This is a genomic window from Thermoactinospora rubra, assembly GCF_002093975.1.
GTDB lineage: Bacteria > Actinomycetota > Actinomycetes > Streptosporangiales > Streptosporangiaceae > Nonomuraea > Nonomuraea rubra_A.
Genome location: NZ_KZ084333.1, coordinates 1 through 17,761 on the forward strand (window position 1 = coordinate 1; position 17,761 = coordinate 17,761).

The following is a 17,761-nucleotide window of genomic DNA, read 5'->3' on the forward strand; positions in this document are numbered from 1 at the left end:
AAGGGGGGGCTGCCCGGCAGGGGCGGCCCCCTTTTTTTTGTGTTATGGGGGCTACCCGGAGGGGTGGCCCCTTTTGTCATTTCTAGCCATTCCACCGGAGGGGTGCTGGCTCTAACGAACCGGCCACGTCACCCCAGCCCCACATCTCGCGCCGAAAGATCGCACTGTAACCGAAAGATCGCACTGTAAGCGGACGGAAACCGGGCGTTGCCCGCCTGCAAGCCGTCCTCCACCGCGGGACCGCATGCTGACCCCACTCGAACCGAGGGGGGAACATGCGCACACACCTGCTGAGGGCCGGCGCGTTGGGGTTGGTCGCCATGGCCGGGCTTGCGGCAACACAGACGGGCGCGCAAGCGCAGACAGTCCCGCGGGCACAGATGGCCGTGCCGGCGCACGCCGCCGCGCCACCTGAAGACGTGGCCGTCGGGACCATGCTGGCCGCCAGGACCGATCCGGCGGTTCAGCTGTTGATGATGCAGTACGGCGCGACGATGGAGATTCCATCCATCAAGCCCACCAGGGCTTTCCGTGCGCTGTTCGACAAGGCGGAGAAATATGCCAAGGCGGGGCGCATCCCGGCTGATCGGCAGAGCCAGGTGAAGTGGGTTCTCAAGACGGCCGCCGCCGACGCCGACCGCTATCTCGCGGCCGCCAAGCCGTACCGGATCGTCAAGGTGAAGCCGGGCGGCAAAGGGCCGTCCGGCGTCTGCACCGGGGCATGGGTGACGCCTCAGGGACACCTGCTCACCGCGGCGCACTGCGTCACCGAAACCAAGGAAGCGCTGCGCTCGACGCTCGGGCAGTTCGCGCTACCGAAGATCGTCAACGCGGATGTGAAGGCGTTCATGGCGGAGGCGACGAAGCTGGCCCAGCCGGACGACGGCATGGTGAAGCTGGCGACCAAGCTCTTCGGCGAGTTCGACGCCAAGCACATGCGGCTGCACGACGTCAGCCGGCAGATCGTGGCGCTGAGGCCCGACGGCAAGGGCAAGGCCGCGGGCACCCGGCTGAGGGTGCTCTCGAAGGGCAAGGCCTGGCCGGGGGCCGACTACGCCCTGCTCAAGGCCGAGGGGGTGCGGAACCTGCCCACCGTGCCGTTCGGACAGGACGGTGACGTGCGGGTCGGCGAGACCATGTACATCAACGGCTATCCCGGCATCGTCACCAGCAGCCTGGCGCTCGACTTCCAGTCGAAGTTGCGGCCCACGCTGACGGAGGGCGTGTACAGCGCTCGGCGGACCTCGATCTTCGGCGTGCCGTACATCCAGACCCAGGCCTCCGTTTACGGCGGCAACTCCGGCGGTCCTGTCTTCGACAAGAAGGGCAAGGTGGTCGGAATCGTGATCGCCAGGCTGCTGGAGGATCGCGTCGGCGGGGAGACGGAGACCACAGGGCTCGTCCTGCCGGTCGACGTGGTCAAGAAGAAGCTGGCCGCCGCGGGGGTCAAGCCGGTTCTGTCGAAGACCTCGCGCGTCTACTACAAGGCGCTCGACGACTTCTTCGCCCACCGGTACAGGGCCGCGCTTCACGGGTTCGGCAAGGTGCTGGCGCTCTACCCGGGGCACCCCTACGTCCGCGAGTACATCGCCGAGGCGAAGCGGGCGATCGCGGCGGGTCGTGACCGTACCCCGTGACTTGTGGAAGCGGAATACACATATCACAAAAGGCGAGGGCGTTCCGGCGACGAAGCGCGGGAACGCCCTCGCAGCGCGTTGTCTCGGCAGCGCGAGACGATGCGTCACTTCGGCAGCACGAGCAGCGCGTCGCCCACGGCACGTTCCCGGCCGTCCGACGGCTTGTTGACGACCTTGCCGCCCACCACCATGGCCGTGGAGCCGCCGCCGTCGAGGTTGATCGCCTGGACGGCGCCCAGCCAGCGCATCAGCTCCGCCGCCTCGATCATGTTCGCCCCCACCGACACGCCCGGCTTGCGCCCGTCGACCGTGGCCAGGATGAGGCTGCCGTTCCTGGTCACCCCCGCCAGCGTCCGCGGGTGACGGCGCAGCACCATGTTGATGCTGTCGTGCCCGTCGCGAGCGGCGGTGACGCGGATGCGGCCGTTGCGCACCAGCCCGACGCCGCCGCCGATGACGTGCAGGTCCGGCGTGAGCGCCAGGGCCCGGCCGGTGCGCAGGTCGACGACCTTGGTGTCGACCGTGAGCGTCCACGACTCCCATGCGTGCTCCCACAGCCACTGCGCCGCGACGCCGTTGCCGTGCAGGACCCGGTGTCCGGCGGGTACGGCGGCGCCGGGCTCGCGCAGGGCGACGATCTTGCCTTTGCCGTCGACCACGGCGTCGGCGCCGCCGTCGGCCGGGGTCTTGGCGCCGAACTCCTCGGTGTAGAGGACGAGCTCGTCCGCCGCGGCGAGCCGGTTCACGCCGTTGACGTTCATGCGCGCCCCGTCCTGCGACACCACGGCGACGGAGGTCCTGATCTCCGTGACGCGGGCCGTACGGCCCTTGAGGACCAGCGCGGAACGGCCGGGCACGGCCTCGCTGAGCAGCTTGCCGCCCACGACGGAGACGCCGGTCGGCTCGCCGCGCAGCGCGGGCAGCGTGTGGATGTTGAAGAAGCCGCCGTTGACGGCCGCGATGGCCTTGGCTGCCTTGGCCATGGACGAGGTCGTCTCGCGCTTGGCCACGCTGACGCCGAGGCTGGCGGCGTAGGAGCCGCGGAACGCCCTGCGGTCGACGGTGAGCACCCGCATGTCCCACGGACCGCTCGTCTTGGTGCCGTCGTCGCCCAGGTAGTCGACCTTGACCTTCAGCCCGGCCTCCTTGAGCCTGGCGGCGGTCTTGTCTGCCTTGGCCTTGTCCTTCAGCGGCCACAGGCCCACGCGGACCATGAAGTACTCCTTGGCGGGCCCGTCGGCGACGGCCGGCTTGGTGACCGACTGGACGCTCGGCGTCTCACCGGCCGCCTCGACCTCGGCGGCCTTCAGGTCGGCGTCCGCGCGGCTGCCGGCGTCCCTGCCGTTGGGCATGAGCACCGTGACGGTGTAGCCGTCGGTGGACTTGCCCGCTAACACGGTGTACAGGTCGACGCCCGGCGCGACCCTGGACTGGGTTCTGGCCGGTACGGCGCGCGGCGTTCCCAGCGGGAAGGAGCCGCCGGGGAACCGCACCGCCTGGACCTGGGCGGTGACCTGGGCGGTCGCGGGCAGCGGGCCGAGGGGTACGGCCGTCGTCGTCAGCGACGTGGCCAGCGCTAGGCCGACGACGAGGGTGCGTCGTGACATGAAGCAACTCCAGGAGGGTCTTACGGGACCGGACCATCCTGGCGAGATCAAGGCGTGAAGGTCAGCCGAACACGCGAAAGCATGAGGTGTGGTTACGAGATTGACACCATTGGATCTACACTGGGTGCATGGTTTTGATCAGCATGTGGTGGCGGCCGCCCGACGGCCGTTGATTCCGCATGCGAGATAAGGCCGTCCTCGGACGGCCTTTTCGGTGTCTGGGGACGGTGGAAAGGGACCCAGAATGCACCGAACGTCAACCCATGTCGTCCTCACCGGCGACCGCCCGACCGGCTCGCTCCACCTTGGCCACTATTTCGGGTCGCTCGCCAACCGGCTGGTCTTGCAGGACCTGCATCCCGTGTTCGTGCTGGTCGCCGACTACCAGGTGATCACCGATCGGGACCGGCCGGGTGAGATCCGGCGCAACGTCACCGACTTGGTCCTGGACTACCTCGCGGTCGGCCTGGACCCGGCCAAGGTGACGATCTTCCAGCACAGCGCCGTGCCGGAGCTGAACCAGCTGATGCTGCCGTTCCTGAGCCTGGTGACGGTGTCCGAGCTGGGGCGCAACCCGACCGTGAAGGACGAGATCGCCCACAGCTCGCAGGCCGCGGTCAGCGGGCTGATGTTCACCTATTCCGTGCACCAGGCGGCGGACATCCTGTTCTGCAAGGCCACGCTCGTGCCGGTGGGCAAGGACCAGTTGCCGCACCTGGAGGTCACGCGGACCATCGCCCGGCGCTTCAACGACCGCTACGGCCCGGTCTTCCCGCTCCCGGAGGCGATGCTGAGCGACGCCCCGCTGGTGGCCGGGCTGGACGGCGGCAAGATGAGCAAGTCGCGGGGCAACGCCATCGCGCTGAAGGCCACGGAGGACGAGACCGCCGCGCTGATCAGGCGGGCGGTGACCGACTCCGAGCGGCTGATCACCTACGAGCCGGACCGCCGGCCGAACGTGGCCAACCTCCTCTCGCTCGCCGGACTGTGCCTGGGCCGCCGGCCGCAGGAGATCGCCGAGGAGATCGGGTACGGCGGGGCGGCCGCGCTGAAGCGGCTGGTCACCGAGGCGGTCAACGAGTTCTGCCGCCCCATCCGCCGGCGCCGCCGCGAGCTGGGGGAGGGCGATGCGCTGGCGGTGCTGCGCGAGGGCAACGCCCGGGCGCGGGAGGTGGCGGTGCGGACCCTCGACGAGGTGCGCGACGCGATGGGGTACACGATCGCCTCCCGCGCCGCCTCATGACCGCGCTCGTCCTCGTGACCGCCCGCATCACCCCCGCATGACCGCCCGAACGGCCGCCCGGGCCCGGCGGTCACGGCCGGGGCCGCCACGGACCCGGCTCGGTCACATGACGCCCAGCCGGGCCAGCGGCTCGACGAGCTCGGCCTCCTCGTACGACAGGTGCGACAGCAGCGCGTCGGTGAGCACGTCGACCGCCCCGCGCAGCTCGGCCAGCCCGCCGGGCGAGCTCACGGCGGCGACGAGCGCGCGGTCCACCCGCTCCAGGACGCCGTGGATGACCTGGTGCTCCTCCTCCAGCCGGTCGATCACCGGGGCCAGCCGCGGGTCGGCGCGCCGCAGCTGGGGGAACAGGCTCTCATCCTCCAGCGTGTGGTGCACGGTGACGACCCGGCAGTAGGCCGAGCAGTACGCGCCCAGCGTCCAGTTGTTCTGGCGCATGGTCATGGCGTTGATGTGCGAGCGCGCCGCGCCGGGGTCCATGGATCCGGCGATGACTTGCTCGACCAGGTCGCGGACCTGGTCGAGCTCGGTGCGCAGGTGGTCGTGGACGTCGACGAGGTGCCGGCCGGAGGCGCGCTCGCGCGGGCTGTAGGTGCGGCCGGGATCGGGCGCCGGGCCCTTGGGCCGGGCCGACTCGTCCCACAGCCGCTCGTCGCTGTGCCGTACGGCGGGGGCGGGGGTGGGCGTGACGCCCAGCCCGGAGACGGGCCCCCGCGCGGCGCGCGAAGCCGGGGCCTGCACACGCGGGAGTTCAGAGTGCGGGGCCGGGGCCTGCTCGTGCGAAGGCTCGGCACGCAGGCCAGAGATCTGCCCGGCGTCCGGGGCGGTCTCCCCGGCGTGCGGGGCGGAGGCCGGTTCGGGCACGGCCCGCGCCTCCTCCGCCCCCGTCCCGGCGCGCTCGGCCGCGACCAGCTCCCGTACGGCCGGGGCCACCTCCGCCGCGAACGCCTGGATGGTGTCCGGGTCGTCCGAGGCGAGGATGTAGGCGCTCATCCCCTCGGTCAGCGTGAGCTCGGCGAGCTGCTCGGCCCAGTCGGCGGCCGAGCCGCGCGGGAAGCCGCCGCCGATGTTGTAGAGGCGCCGGACGGCGGCCGGGTCGCGGCCCGCCTCCCGGGCCGCCTCGTCGATGATCTTGTTGGACTCGGCCAGCCGTTCCGGCGGCACATAAGGGGCGCTGGGCAGCCAGCCGTCGGCCGCACGCCCGGTCAGGCGCAGCATGCGCGGCTTGATCGCCCCGAGCCAGATGCCCACCTCGTGCGCCGGGAACGGCCCGGGCCGCGCGTCCTGGAGCCGGTAGTGCCTGCCCTCGAACGCCGCGGTCCCGGGCGACCACAGCGCCCTGATCACCTGGATGGCCTCCTCCAGCGCCTCCAGCGACTCGCCGGGGGTGCGGCGGGGCCCGCCCAGCGTGGCGACCGCGTCGGCGAAGGCGCCCGCGCCCAGGGCGAGCTCGGCCCGGCCGCCGCTGAGGACGTCGAGGCTGGCCACGCTCTTGGCCAGGACGGCGGGCGGGCGCAGCGGCAGGTTCGCCACGTTGGGCGCGACCCGCACCCGCTCGGTGCGCGCGGCGATGACCGACAGCAGCGTCCAGGCGTCGAGGAACGCCGGCTGGTAGGGGTGGTCCTGGACGGTCACCAGGTCCAGCCCCGCCGAGTCGGCCAGCCGGGCGAGCGCCAGGGTCCGGTCGGCCTGCGCGGCCGCCGGGGTGAGGAAGACACCGAACAGCAGATCGTGCCCGTAGTCCGACACAGGCCCTCCTTAACCAAACCTTCTTGTTCACAGATGATATATCAGACAGAAGGTTGCGAAGCGAACTTGATGGTAGGCTGGGGTCATGACTACGGACACCGGGCTCGACGCCGACCTCGGCTGGGCGCTCGGCACGGTCTTCCGCACCTACGTCAAGGCCGCCGACGCCGTCATCAGCGACCTGCCCGGGGGGCCGCGCGGCTACCAGGTGCTCGCCGCCGCGGTCCAGGACCTCCCGGCCAACCAGGTCGCCATCGCGCGCCAGCTCGGCATCGACCGCACGGTCCTGACCTACCTCATCGACGACCTGGTGCGGCTGGGGCTGGTCGAGCGCCGCCCCGATCCGGCCGACCGGCGCAACCGCCGGGTGGTCGCCACCGAGCGCGGGCGTGAGGTGTGGTCGCAGGTCCAGGCCCGGCTGCGGCACGTGGAGGAGCACGTGCTGGCCGCCCTGGGCGACGACGCCCCGGCGTTCCGCGAGATGGCCTGCCGCCTGGCGGGCGCACTGGGCCGCGGCGACGACCCGGTCGCCGAGACGTGCGAGGCGGTGGAGGAGCTCAGGCTGCGCGCCGACCCCCGCTAGCCTCCCGTACGGCAGGGCGCGGCCGGGACGGGCGTCAGCGGGCCTGGTAGACCTTGCGCAGCGTCTCGTGCACCGTCCAGGTCGTCTTGGCCCCCTCGGCCAGCAGGCACACGTCGCCCGGCCCCACCTTGACGGTCGCGCCGCCCTCCACCTCGATGGTGGCCCGGCCGGACAGCACGACGAAGATCTCGTCCCGCTCCACGTCGGTCACGACGCCCGGCGTGATCTCCCAGACGCCGCGCCCCTCGCCCAGCTCCAGCACGGACGTTTCCGGGGTGCCCGCCACGATCTGCGCCGGGTCCAGCGGGTCGGGGACGAGCCGCGCCGATCCGGCGGGGAAGGCGACCGCGCCCGCGGAGGGCAGCGCGGCGAGCGGCGAAGGCACGGCGTCGGACATGAACAGGGCTCTCTAACGGGTATCGCGGCGGAAGGATTCCAGGGCCAGCAGGGCGACGTGCAGCGACAGGCACGACTCCACGTCGTCCAGGTCGGTGTCGAGGATGCGCTCCAGGCGGCGCAGGCGGTCGTAGAAGGCGGGGCGGGACAGGTGCGCGCGTTGCGCGGCGACCGCCTTGTTCCTGCCCGAGTCCAGGTAGATGCGCAGGATTCTGGTCAGGTCGCCGCCGCGTTGCGCGTCGTGCGCCAGCAGCGTGCCCAGCTCCCGCTCGGCGAAGGTCTGCAGCCGGGCGTCGTCCCTGAGCAGGTGGAGCAGGCCGCGCAGGCGCAGGTCGGGCAGCCGGTAGAAGGCCCGGCCGTCCGGCTGGCGCACCGCCACGCCGGCGACCTGCTCGGCCTCCAGGAAGCTGCGCCGTACGTCGCGGACCGAGTCCACCACCGAGCCCGCGGCCAGCACGAACGCCGAGCCCGGCTGCCACAGGGCGCGCAGCCGCTCGGCCAGCGCGGTCAGGGCGGGCTCGACGCTGGTGCGCGGCGGGAGCGGCAGCAGCAGGCCGACCCGGTCCTGGTCGAGCGTGCCGACGAGGGCGGGCAGGCGCACGTCGCGGCAGGCGGCGGCCGCGGCCTCGGCCAGCTCGCCCAGCTCGGCCTGGCCGTCGAGGGCCTGCTCGGCCTGCTCGGTCAGGCGGATGACGACGCTGACCAGCCTGCGCCCGGTGAGCGGCACGCCGACGGCCCGGGCGCGGGCGGCGGCCTCGTCGGGGTCGGCGTAGGCGTGGGTGAGGATGCCGTGCAGGATCGTGCCGTGCGCCTGGCGTTCGAGGGACTCCTGGTGGCGTTCGAGCAGGCGGCCGAGGGCCAGCGTGGTGGCGGCCCGCTCGGCCAGCACCATGTCGCGGGGGCTGGGCGGCGAGTCGCAGACGAGGATCAGCCGGCCCCAGTCCTGGCCGCGGGCGCCGACCACGGTGACCAGCCAGCCGGAGGCCTTGTCGTAGGCGGTGCGCTCCTCCGGCGCCACGGCCCGCGAACGGGTCTCCCACCCGGCCAGCAGCGTGCCGGTGTCGCGGCCCGCCGACTCGCAGGCCAGCACCTGGTGGGCGAGGTTCTCCAGCACGACCGGCCGCCCGGCCAGCCGGGCGACCTGGGCCAGCACCTCGGCGGGCGAGGCGCCCTCGACCGACAGCTCGGTGAAGACCTCGTGCAGCTGCTCGGAGGCGCGCAGCTCCTCCAGCTGGATGTCGATGATCCGCGAGTGGACCGACTCGGTGATCTGCACGAACGGCGTCTCGCGGGTGAGCACGATCAGCGGCAGGCCGTGCTCCTCGGCCGTCTTGACCACCGCGGGCGGCAGCTCGCGGACGAACCTGCGGCCCAGCTCGACGATGAGCCCGGAGGCGCCCACCGCGGCCAGCTCGCCGATGTAGGCGGCCAGCTTCTCGGGGTCCTCGGGCAGCGCGACCCCGGTGGTCAGCACCAGCTCGCCGCCCCTGAGCAGGTGGGCCAGGTCGGCCACCTCGCCCACGTGCACCCACCGCACGCGCGTGTCGAGCCGGTCCGCCCCGGCGACGACGCGCGGGTTCCCCCGGCGCACCGTCTCCAGTGCGAGAACGTCGGCGATGGTGGGCAGCACGGGGCGAGCCTATCCGATCAGACTGTAATTCTGGACAACAATCCCTTTACGGGTTGATGTCAGGGCTCATTCGGTGTACTCGACCCCCGGCGGCTGCTCGCGCAGCTCCACCCTGCGGATCTTCCCCGAGATGGTCTTGGGCAGCTCGGCGAACTCCAGTCGGCGGATGCGCTTGTAGGGGGCCAGGTTGGCCCGGCAGTACTCCAGGATCGACCGGGCGGTCTGCTCGGTGGGCTCGTAGCCCGGCGCGAGCGTGACGAACGCCTTGGGCACGGCCAGCCGTACCGGATCGGGCGCGGGGACGACGGCGGCCTCGGCCACGGCCTCGTGCTCCAGCAGCACGCTCTCCAGCTCGAACGGCGAGATGCGGTAGTCGGAGGCCTTGAAGACGTCGTCGGTGCGGCCCACGTAGGTGATGTAGCCGTCGGCGTCGCGGGTGGCGACGTCGCCGGTGTGGTAGTAGCCGTCCTCGGCGGTCAGCGAGCGCCCGACGTAGCCGCGCATGAGGCCGAGCGGGCGGCCGTCGCCGAGCGGCAGGCAGATCTCGCCGTCGTCGCCCGGCTCGCCGGTGGACGGGTCGAGGAGGACGACGTCGTAGCCGGGCAGCGGCAGGCCCATCGAGCCGGGCTTGACCGGCATGCCGGGCACGTTGCCGATCTGCGCGGTGGTCTCGGTCTGGCCGTAGCCGTCGCGGATGGTGATGCCCCACGCCTTGGCGACCTGGTCGATGATCTCGGGGTTGAGCGGCTCGCCGGCGGCGACCGCGGTGCGCAGCGGCAGCTTCCAGGCGGCCAGGTCCTCCTGGATGAGCATGCGCCAGACGGTCGGCGGGGCGCAGAAGGTGGTCACGCGCTCGTCGCGCAGCACCTCCAGCAGGCGGGGCGCGGAGAAGCGCTGGTAGTCGTGGACCAGCAGGGTGGCGCCCGCGTTCCACGGCGCGAAGAAGCTGCTCCAGGCGTGCTTGGCCCAGCCGGGGGAGGAGATGTTGAGGTGCACGTCGCCGGGCCGCACGCCGATCCAGAACATCGTCGACAGGTGGCCGACGGGATAGGAGGCGTGAGTGTGCTCGACCAGCTTGGGCTGGGAGGTCGTCCCGGAGGTGAAGTACAGCAGCAGGGTGTCGGAGGCCTTGGTGGGACCGTCGGGGGTGAAGTCCTCCGGCGCCGTGGCGGACTCGTGGAAGGGCAGCCAGCCGTAGGACTCGCCGACCGCGATCTTGGTGTACGGCCCGCCGGTGAACTTGGCGGCGTCGCCGGCGTTGGCGATGACGTGGGCGACCTGGCCGCGCTCGATGCGCTCGGCGACGTCCTTCTCGGTCAGCAGGGTCGTCGCGGGGATGATGACCGCGCCGAGCTTCATGCAGGCCAGCATCGACTCCCACAGCTCCAGCTGGTTGCCGAGCATGAGCAGGACCCGGTCGCCGCGGCGCACGCCCTGGGAGCGCAGCCAGTTGGCGACCTGGTTGGAGCGCCTGGACAGCTCGGCGAAGGTGTAGCTCGGGCCGTCGACGAACTTCAGGGCCGTGCCCTCCAGGCGGTCGAACCAGTCGAGCGCCCAGTTGAACTCCTCCAGCACGGGCCAGCGGAACTCGCGGCGGGCGGTGGCGTAGTCGGACTCGAGCAGCAGGTCACGGGCGGCGTGAAAGGCGCTGACGTCGTTCATGGTTAGGATCCTGCTCCCTTGCGCAGCCGCGACTCAAGGCCGTCGAGCACGCACAGCAGGCCGAAGTCGAAGGCCATGGCCCGGTGGGCGGCCGGATCGTGGCTGTGCAGATCCCGGTACTCGGCGACCAGCTCGGGGTAGTCGGCGCCGGCCCGCTCGATGGCCGCCACGATGCTGTCGAGGTCGTAGTCGCCGCCGGCCGCCTTGATCCATGCGACCTGGGGGATGGTGTAGCCCAGGACGTAGGACATGATCGCGGCGCAGCCGAAGTCGACGTCGATGCCGGTGAACCCGGCCTTCTTGAAGGCCTTGCGCAGCCGGTCCGTCAGGCGCAGCGCGTTGGGGCCCAGCGCGGCCATGCGGCCGATGAGCGAGGTCATCCAGGGGTGGCGCATCATGGCGTCCTGGAGGCTGTAGGCGAAGGTCGTCATGACCTCGCGCCAGCTCGTCTCGTCCGGATCCGGCAGCCGCACCGCGCCCCAGGCCTCGTCGTAGACCAGCTCCAGCAGCTCGTCCTTGTTGGCCACGTGCCAGTACAGGCTCGTCGCGCCGGCGTTGAGCTTGGCGCCGAGCTTGCGCATGCTCAGCGCCTCCAGGCCCTCGGCGTCGAGGATCTCCTGGGCCGCCTTGACGATCTGCTCGCGGCTCAGTCCGGCCTGCCTGGGCGGGTGCGGCTCGCGTGTCCACACCGAGGAGAACTGCTTGGTCACACCGCCAGTCTAAAACGGCTCGCACACTGTACGAGATTTGTCGTACACTGTGCGAGTGAAGTCGAACGATGTACGAGTGGACTCGAACGCTGTGCGAGACCCGCGCCGCTGGTGGATCCTCGCGGTGCTCTGCCTCTCCGTCCTGGTGCTGATGATCGACAGCACCGTGCTGAACCTGGCCATCCCGTCCCTCATGACGGACCTGGGCGCCACCACCTCCGACGTCCAGTGGATCCTCGACGCCTACGTGCTGGTCTTCGCCGGCCTGCTGCTCACCGCGGGCAGCCTGTCCGACCGGTACGGCAGGCGGCTGATGCTGCTGGTGGGCCTGGCCGTCTTCGGCGCGGCCTCCCTCCTGGCCGTCGCGTCCACCGAGCCGTGGCACCTGATCGCGGCCCGGGCCGTGATGGGCGTCGGCGGCGCCGTCCTCATGCCCTCCACCCTGTCGATCATGATGACGGTCTTCGACGAGGAGGAACGGCGCAAGGCCATGGCCGCCTGGGCGACCACCTCCATGGTCGCGGTCGTCCTCGGGCCCACCCTGGGCGGTTTCCTGCTGCAGCACTACGGGTGGGGTTCGGTCTTCCTGATCAACGTGCCCGTCGCCGCCCTGGCGATCGTGGCCGCGCTCGTGCTGATGCCCGAGACCAAGGGCCAGTCGAGCAGGAAGGTCGACCTGGTCGGCGTGGTGCTGTCCATCGCGGCGCTCACCTCCACCGTCTACGTGATCATCGAGAGGGAGTGGAACGTCCCCGTGATCGCGCTGGCGGTCGTGGCCTGGGCCGCGTTCGTGTGGTGGGAGCGCCGCTCGGCCCACCCGATGCTGCCGCTGGCCGTCTTCCGCAGCCGCGACTTCACCGGGACCTGCTTCACGCTGCTGCTCATGGTCTTCGGCATGGGCGCGGTCCTGCTCATGCTCACGCAGTACCTGCAGTTCGTGCTCGGCTACGAGCCGATGCAGGCCGGCCTGGCGCTGCTGCCGTACGCCGTGGCCGCCGCCGTCTTCAACGGCGTGGGCGCCGGGCTGGGCAAGAAGGTGAGCAACAAGACGCTCATCGTGGCGGGCCTGCTCGTCATGGCCGGCGCCTTCGCGATCCTGGCCACGGGCTCCGGCTACCTGCCGGTGCTGGTCAGCATGCTGGTCATGGGCATCGGCGGCGGCCTGGCGGGACCGGCCGCCTACGCCTCCATCATGAACGCCATCCCGCTGGAGCACGCCGGCGTGGGCTCGGCCATGAACGACACCCTCCAGCAGGTCGGCATGGCCGTCAGCATCGCGGTGCTGGGCAGCGTGCTGGCGGGCGTCTTCGGCGCCAACATGCCGGGCGACGCCCCCGCCGCCGCTCGCGACTCCATCGGCGCCGCGTTCCAGCTCGGGCTCGCCGAGCCCGCCAAGGAGGCCTTCACCACCGCCATGGCCACCGGCTCGTGGATCAGCGCCGGGTTCAGCGTGGCGGCGGCCCTGCTGGGCCTGGCGCTGCTGCGCTCGCGCAAGCCGCAGGCCCAGGAGGCCGTCCTGCAGAGTTCCTAGAGACGGGCTCCTAGAGACGGGGCTCGGCCATCTTCTCCAGGCTGTCCAGCTTGTGCACCCGCTCGTCGTGGCCGATCTGCCGCAGCAGGTCGGCCACCGAGCGGTAGTGGCCGTACTCGCGGGTGTAGGCGCCGGGGTCCGGCACGAACTCCAGGTGCGGGTTGTCGGCCACGAACTCCATGTAGGAGTGCTCGGCGTGGTCCTCGAACTCGGCGTTGAGCCGGTAGCTCGACTTCGGGTGGACCAGGAACAGCAGCCACGAGACGTGGTAGTAGAAGAACGAGATCAGCCACGGCGCGACCCGGTGCAGCAGCCAGTTGCGCCTGATGCCCTGCCGGTCGACCAGGTCCTCCAGGATCAGCAGGTGGAACTGCTCGTTGTCCTGGTCGGAGCGGGCCTCGACGATCCGCTCGAACACCCGGCGGGCCAGGTCGGAGCGCGTGCGGTACCGGTGGACCGCCCAGTAGCCCATCCGCTCCCAGGCCTGGTACGGCACGCGCGCGATGATCTCCAGCATCGCGAACTTCGTGAACGAGCCCTGCCTGCCGTACAGGAGGTCCACGGGCTTGAACATCATCCGCGCCAGCAGGCTGTAGTCCATGCGCGGGGCGGCCAGCGTCTCCTCCTGGGCGGCGCGCAGCTGCTCCCGGGTGAGCTTCGGCGGGCCGGCAAGGGCCTCGGGGCGGTGGTCGACGGTGAGCGTCATGTCCGGATCTCCTCCCGTTTCATCGGTGATCCGATCGTCGGCGAACAGCCCCCGTCCGGGCGTCGGCCCCCGGAGGGCATCTGGCCTGCCCCCGGAGAGGTAACCGGCGGCCGGGCCGTACCGCGCCAGGCGCACGGGGGATCCCCTAGGGGATCCGGCACCCTGTAAGGCGGGATCGGCGCATCCCCGACAGGTTGACGGTAGGAAGCATGGCGAAGAGCCTGGATACTCGATATATGTCCGACCTTCTTGCGCGCCACCGGGCAGTGATCCCCAACTGGGTGGCCCTGTACTACAACGAGCCCATCGAGATCGTCCGCGGCAAGGGCAACCGTGTCGTCGACGCGACGGGCAAGAGCTACCTGGACTTCTTCGCCGGGATCCTGACCAACATGATCGGGTACGACGTGCCCGAGGTGCGCGAGGCGGTCGAGCGGCAGCTCGCCACCGGCGTGGTCCACACCAGCACGGTCTACCTGCTGCGCGGCCAGGTCGAGCTGGCCGAGAAGATCGCCAGGCTGTCGGGCATCCCCGACGCCAAGGTGTTCTTCACCAACTCCGGCACCGAGGCCAACGAGACCGCGCTGCTGCTGGCCACCTACGCCCGCAAGAGCGACCAGGTGCTGGCCATGCGGCAGAGCTACCACGGCCGCTCCTTCGGCGCGATCTCCGTCACCTCCAACGCCTCCTGGAAGAACAACTCGCTCTCGCCGCTGAACGTGCACTTCCTGCACGGCGCCGACCGGCACCTGCCGCAGTTCGCGAAGATGACGGACCAGGAGTACATCGAGGCGTGCGTGGCCGACCTGCGCCACGTGCTGGCCACGGCCTGCTCCCGCGACGTCGCCGCGCTGATCGCCGAGCCGATCCAGGGCGTGGGCGGCTTCACCATGGCGCCCGACGGGCTGTTCGCCGCCTACAAGGAGGTGCTGGACGAGCACGGGATCCTGTTCGTCTCCGACGAGGTGCAGACCGGCTGGGGCCGCACCGGCTCGGCGTTCTTCGGCATCCACAACCACGGCGTGACGCCGGACATGATGACCTTCGCCAAGGGCCTGGGCAACGGTTTTGCGGTCGGCGGCGTCGTGGCGCGCGGCGACCTGATGGACTCCCTGCACGCCGTGGGCCTGGCCACCTTCGGCGGCAACCCGATCTCCATGGCCGCCGCCAACGCCACCCTCGACTACGTGCTCGACCACGACCTGCAGGCCAACGCCGCCAAGACCGGCGCGATCATCATCGAGGGCCTGCGCGAGGCCGCGGGGCGTCTGCCCATCGTCAAGGACGTGCGCGGCAAGGGCCTGATGTTCGCCGTCGAGCTGGCCTCGCCCGAGCTGGCGGCCCGGTTCATGGAGGAGTCCAAGAAGCTCGGCCTGCTCGCGGGCAAGGGCGGCCTGTACGGCACCGCGATCCGCATGGCCCCGCCGCTCACCCTGACCGAGGACGAGGCCCGCGAAGGCCTCGGCATCATCGTGACCGCTCTGGAGACCATCAACGATGAAGTCCGTTAAGCACTGGATCAACGGATCCCCCGCCGACGGCGGCAGCCGTACGGGTGAGATCTACAACCCCGCGACCGGCGAGGTCAGCGGGCACGTCGCGATGGCCTCGGTCGCCGACGTCGACGCGGCCGTGGCCGCCGCGTCCGCCGCCTTCCCCGCCTGGCGCGACGCCTCGCTCGTCAAGCGCACCCAGGTGCTGTTCCGCTTCCGCGAGCTCGTGGACGCCCACCGCGACGAGCTGGCCGCGCTCATCTCCGCCGAGCACGGCAAGGTCCACGCCGACGCCCTGGGCGAGGTGGCGCGCGGCCTGGAGGTCGTGGAGTTCGCCTGCGGCATCCCGCACCTGCTCAAGGGCGGCTTCTCCGAGGGCGTGTCCACCCGCGTGGACTCCTACTCCATCCGCCAGCCGCTCGGCGTGGTGGCCGGGATCACGCCGTTCAACTTCCCGGCCATGGTGCCGATGTGGATGTTCCCCATCGCCATCGCCTGCGGCAACGCCTTCATCCTCAAGCCCTCGGAGAAGGACCCGTCGGCCTCGCTGCTCATGGCCGAGCTGTGGAAGCGGGCCGGGCTGCCGGACGGGGTCTTCAACGTGGTGCAGGGCGACAAGGTCGCGGTGGACCGGCTCCTGGAGCACCCGGACGTCAAGGCGGTCTCCTTCGTGGGCTCCACCCCCATCGCCCGCTACATCTACGAGACCGGCACCAGGCACGGCAAGCGGGTCCAGGCGCTGGGCGGCGCCAAGAACCACATGCTCGTGCTGCCGGACGCCGACCTGGACCTGGTCGCCGACTCGGCGGTGTCGGCCGGCTTCGGCTCGGCGGGCGAGCGGTGCATGGCCATCTCGGTGGTGCTGGCCGTCGACCCGATCGGCGACGAGCTCGTCGACAAGATCGTGGAGCGGGTCGGGCGGCTGAAGGTGGGTCCCGGCGACGACCCCGCCTCCGAGATGGGGCCGCTGGTCACCCGCGAGCACCGCGACAAGGTCGCCTCCTACCTGGACCTGGACGAAGGCTTCAAGATCGTCGTGGACGGCCGGCAGGCCCGCGTGGGCTCCGTCGCGGTCACCGAGCACCCCGGCTTCTTCCTCGGGCCCACCGTGCTTGACCACGTCAAGCCGGGCTCCCGGGTGCACACCGAGGAGATCTTCGGCCCGGTCCTGTCGATCGTGCGGGTCGGCTCCTACGAGGAGGGCCTGGAGGTCATCAACTCCCTGGAGTACGGCAACGGCACCGCGATCTTCACCAACGACGGCGGCGCCGCCCGGCGCTTCCAGAACGAGGTCGAGGTCGGCATGGTCGGCATCAACGTGCCGATCCCGGTGCCGATGGCCTTCTACAGCTTCGGCGGCTGGAAGTCCTCCCTGTTCGGCGACACGCACGTGCACGGTGCCGAGGGCGTCCACTTCTACACCCGCGGCAAGGTCGTCACCTCCCGGTGGCTCGACCCCTCGCACGGCGGGGTGAACCTGGGCTTCCCCACCAACAAGTAGCTCTCCGGCGGGTCGGCTGGAACGCCCGGTAGGCTCCAGCCGACAAGCCGAGCGAAGGGGGGCGACGTGCCGAGCCGTACACCCGTGACCGCGCTGGCCGTCCTGGCCGTGCTGATCGCGTCCACGGGAGCGGTGCGCCCCCCGACACCGAGCCCCACGCCCAGCCCGACAGGGAGCCCGGCACCGAGCCGGGCTCCGACGGCCGGCGCCACCAGGGGCGACGGCACCCTGCAGATCCTGGCCTACCGGGGCTACGCCGAGTACGGCGGCTCCAGCTCCAAGGTCAACTGGGTGACGACCTTCGAGGAGGCGACGGGCTGCCGCATCGCGCGGCTCGACCTCGTCCGCACGCCCCAGGAGCTGCGGGACGCGGCCGCGAGGCGGTCCTACGACGTGCTGTCGGCCGGTCCCGACCTGCTGGACTCGCTGGTGGCGGACAGGCGGGTGCAACCCGTCGACACCGCCAGGGTGCCCGGCTACGACGACCTCACCGAGCGGCTGCGCGAGCAGGCCGTGCGCGGCGGGAAGACGTACGGCGTGCCGTTCCTGTGGGGCTTCTACGAGACCGTCTACGACGCCACGCGGGTCGGGCGGCCCCGCGCCGAGCAGCTCTACACCTCCGAGCGGGCGGCGGTCAGGGACACGCCGCTGACGCTGGGCCACGCGGCGCTGGCGTTCGGCGAGGACCCCCTCGAGCTGCCGGCCGCGGCGCTGGGCCGGCTGACCGAGGAGCTGAAGGCGCACAAGCGTCAGTACTGGACGAGCACGCTCGACATCGTCAGGGGATTCGCCACCGGCCAGATCGACTACGCGCAGGCCACGCCGTACGTGCGCAGCGCCCTGGCGAAGGCCGGCGAGCCGGTCAAGAGGCTCGCCACGGCCAGGACCACCGGCTGGGTGGACTCCTGGATGCTGGGCGCCAACGTCTCCAACGTCGACTGCGCCTACCGCTGGCTCGGCTGGACCGCCTCCGCCGACACCCAGCGCGCCGCCGCGGCCTGGATGGGGCTGGCTCCGGCCGCTCCCGAGGCGTGCGAGGCGAAGAAATCCGACAAATCCGATAAATCTGACAAATCGGGTGAGTGGGACCGGGTCAGGATGCTGTGCGGGCTGTACGGCGTGGGCCGGCCCGAGCGGCTCAAGAGCGTGGCGTTCCCGCCCGGCGACTGCCGGTCCCGTGACGGGGAGTGCACCGACCTGGCCGCCTGGGACAGGCGCTGGAAGAACCTCGTGAGCTGACCTCCTCCCTTCCGGACCTTCCGGAGCGGGCGGGATGCTCGGCCGCATCCCGACTGGCTGATTAGTCAGTCAGT

General features: G+C 71.2%; 14 protein-coding genes. 7 read left to right on the forward strand and 7 right to left on the reverse strand.

From position 1 onward, the window contains the following. The first annotated feature begins 380 nt into the window (after positions 1-380). A complete protein-coding gene (locus tag BSB02_RS12870) occupies positions 381-1,637 on the forward strand; it encodes a S1 family peptidase (RefSeq protein ID WP_206184661.1) in 1,257 nt (418 codons plus the stop codon). 104 nt (positions 1,638-1,741) lie between these two features. On the opposite strand, the gene BSB02_RS12875 is transcribed toward BSB02_RS12870, so the two are convergent. Then, positions 1,742-3,244 carry a phosphodiester glycosidase family protein gene (locus BSB02_RS12875; protein ID WP_084959012.1) on the reverse strand — a complete coding sequence of 501 codons (1,503 nt, stop codon included), beginning with the start codon at positions 3,242-3,244 and terminating at the stop codon, positions 1,742-1,744. A gap of 244 nt (positions 3,245-3,488) precedes the next feature. Between BSB02_RS12875 and trpS the strand changes: the two genes are divergently transcribed. Further along, a complete protein-coding gene (trpS, locus tag BSB02_RS12880) occupies positions 3,489-4,487 on the forward strand; it encodes a tryptophan--tRNA ligase (RefSeq protein ID WP_084959013.1) in 999 nt (332 codons plus the stop codon). A gap of 102 nt (positions 4,488-4,589) precedes the next feature. Here trpS and BSB02_RS12885 read toward each other — a convergent pair whose 3' ends face one another. After that, a complete protein-coding gene (locus BSB02_RS12885) occupies positions 4,590-6,236 on the reverse strand; it encodes an LLM class flavin-dependent oxidoreductase (RefSeq protein WP_084959014.1) in 1,647 nt (548 codons plus the stop codon). An 85-nt stretch (positions 6,237-6,321) separates the two neighbouring features. Here BSB02_RS12885 and BSB02_RS12890 point away from each other — a divergent pair, with 85 nt between their 5' ends. Further along, positions 6,322-6,819, forward strand: coding sequence for a MarR family winged helix-turn-helix transcriptional regulator (locus BSB02_RS12890; RefSeq protein ID WP_084959015.1), 498 nt, complete (start codon positions 6,322-6,324; stop codon positions 6,817-6,819). 34 nt (positions 6,820-6,853) lie between these two features. Here BSB02_RS12890 and BSB02_RS12895 read toward each other — a convergent pair whose 3' ends face one another. The 4 genes from BSB02_RS12895 to BSB02_RS12910 all read right to left on the reverse strand — a co-directional run bounded on the left by BSB02_RS12895 (position 6,854) and on the right by BSB02_RS12910 (position 11,217). Then, positions 6,854-7,216, reverse strand: a complete 363-nt coding sequence (locus BSB02_RS12895; RefSeq protein ID WP_084959016.1) for a cupin domain-containing protein — start codon at positions 7,214-7,216, stop codon at positions 6,854-6,856. A gap of 12 nt (positions 7,217-7,228) precedes the next feature. Beyond that, positions 7,229-8,845, reverse strand: a complete 1,617-nt coding sequence (locus tag BSB02_RS12900) for a PucR family transcriptional regulator (RefSeq protein ID WP_084959017.1) — start codon at positions 8,843-8,845, stop codon at positions 7,229-7,231. Positions 8,846-8,911: 66 nt separating this feature from the next. Continuing rightward, entirely contained in the window at positions 8,912-10,507 is a 1,596-nt protein-coding gene (locus tag BSB02_RS12905) for an AMP-binding protein (RefSeq protein WP_084959018.1), read from the reverse strand. A 2-nt stretch (positions 10,508-10,509) separates the two neighbouring features. After that, positions 10,510-11,217 carry a TetR/AcrR family transcriptional regulator gene (locus BSB02_RS12910; protein ID WP_084959019.1) on the reverse strand — a complete coding sequence of 236 codons (708 nt, stop codon included), beginning with the start codon at positions 11,215-11,217 and terminating at the stop codon, positions 10,510-10,512. Positions 11,218-11,293: 76 nt separating this feature from the next. Here BSB02_RS12910 and BSB02_RS12915 point away from each other — a divergent pair, with 76 nt between their 5' ends. Further along, entirely contained in the window at positions 11,294-12,748 is a 1,455-nt protein-coding gene (locus tag BSB02_RS12915) for an MFS transporter (RefSeq protein ID WP_169729389.1), read from the forward strand. A 10-nt stretch (positions 12,749-12,758) separates the two neighbouring features. On the opposite strand, the gene BSB02_RS12920 is transcribed toward BSB02_RS12915, so the two are convergent. Next, entirely contained in the window at positions 12,759-13,454 is a 696-nt protein-coding gene (locus BSB02_RS12920; protein WP_084959021.1) for an alternative oxidase, read from the reverse strand. Between the two features lie 236 nt (positions 13,455-13,690). Here BSB02_RS12920 and BSB02_RS12925 point away from each other — a divergent pair, with 236 nt between their 5' ends. The 3 genes from BSB02_RS12925 (at position 13,691) to BSB02_RS12935 (ending at position 17,687) form a co-directional block, all read left to right on the forward strand. Then, the gene (locus BSB02_RS12925; protein WP_084959022.1) at positions 13,691-14,965 is read left to right on the forward strand and encodes an aspartate aminotransferase family protein; all 1,275 of its coding nucleotides are present in this window, start codon (positions 13,691-13,693) and stop codon (positions 14,963-14,965) included. Continuing rightward, positions 14,952-16,448 (forward strand): CoA-acylating methylmalonate-semialdehyde dehydrogenase, encoded by a 1,497-nt coding sequence (locus BSB02_RS12930; protein ID WP_084959023.1) that lies wholly within the window; start codon positions 14,952-14,954, stop codon positions 16,446-16,448. The genes BSB02_RS12925 and BSB02_RS12930 overlap by 14 nt, the downstream gene beginning before the upstream one ends. Positions 16,449-16,514: 66 nt before the next feature. Continuing rightward, entirely contained in the window at positions 16,515-17,687 is a 1,173-nt protein-coding gene (locus BSB02_RS12935; protein WP_084959024.1) for an extracellular solute-binding protein, read from the forward strand. Positions 17,688-17,761: the final 74 nt, after the last annotated feature.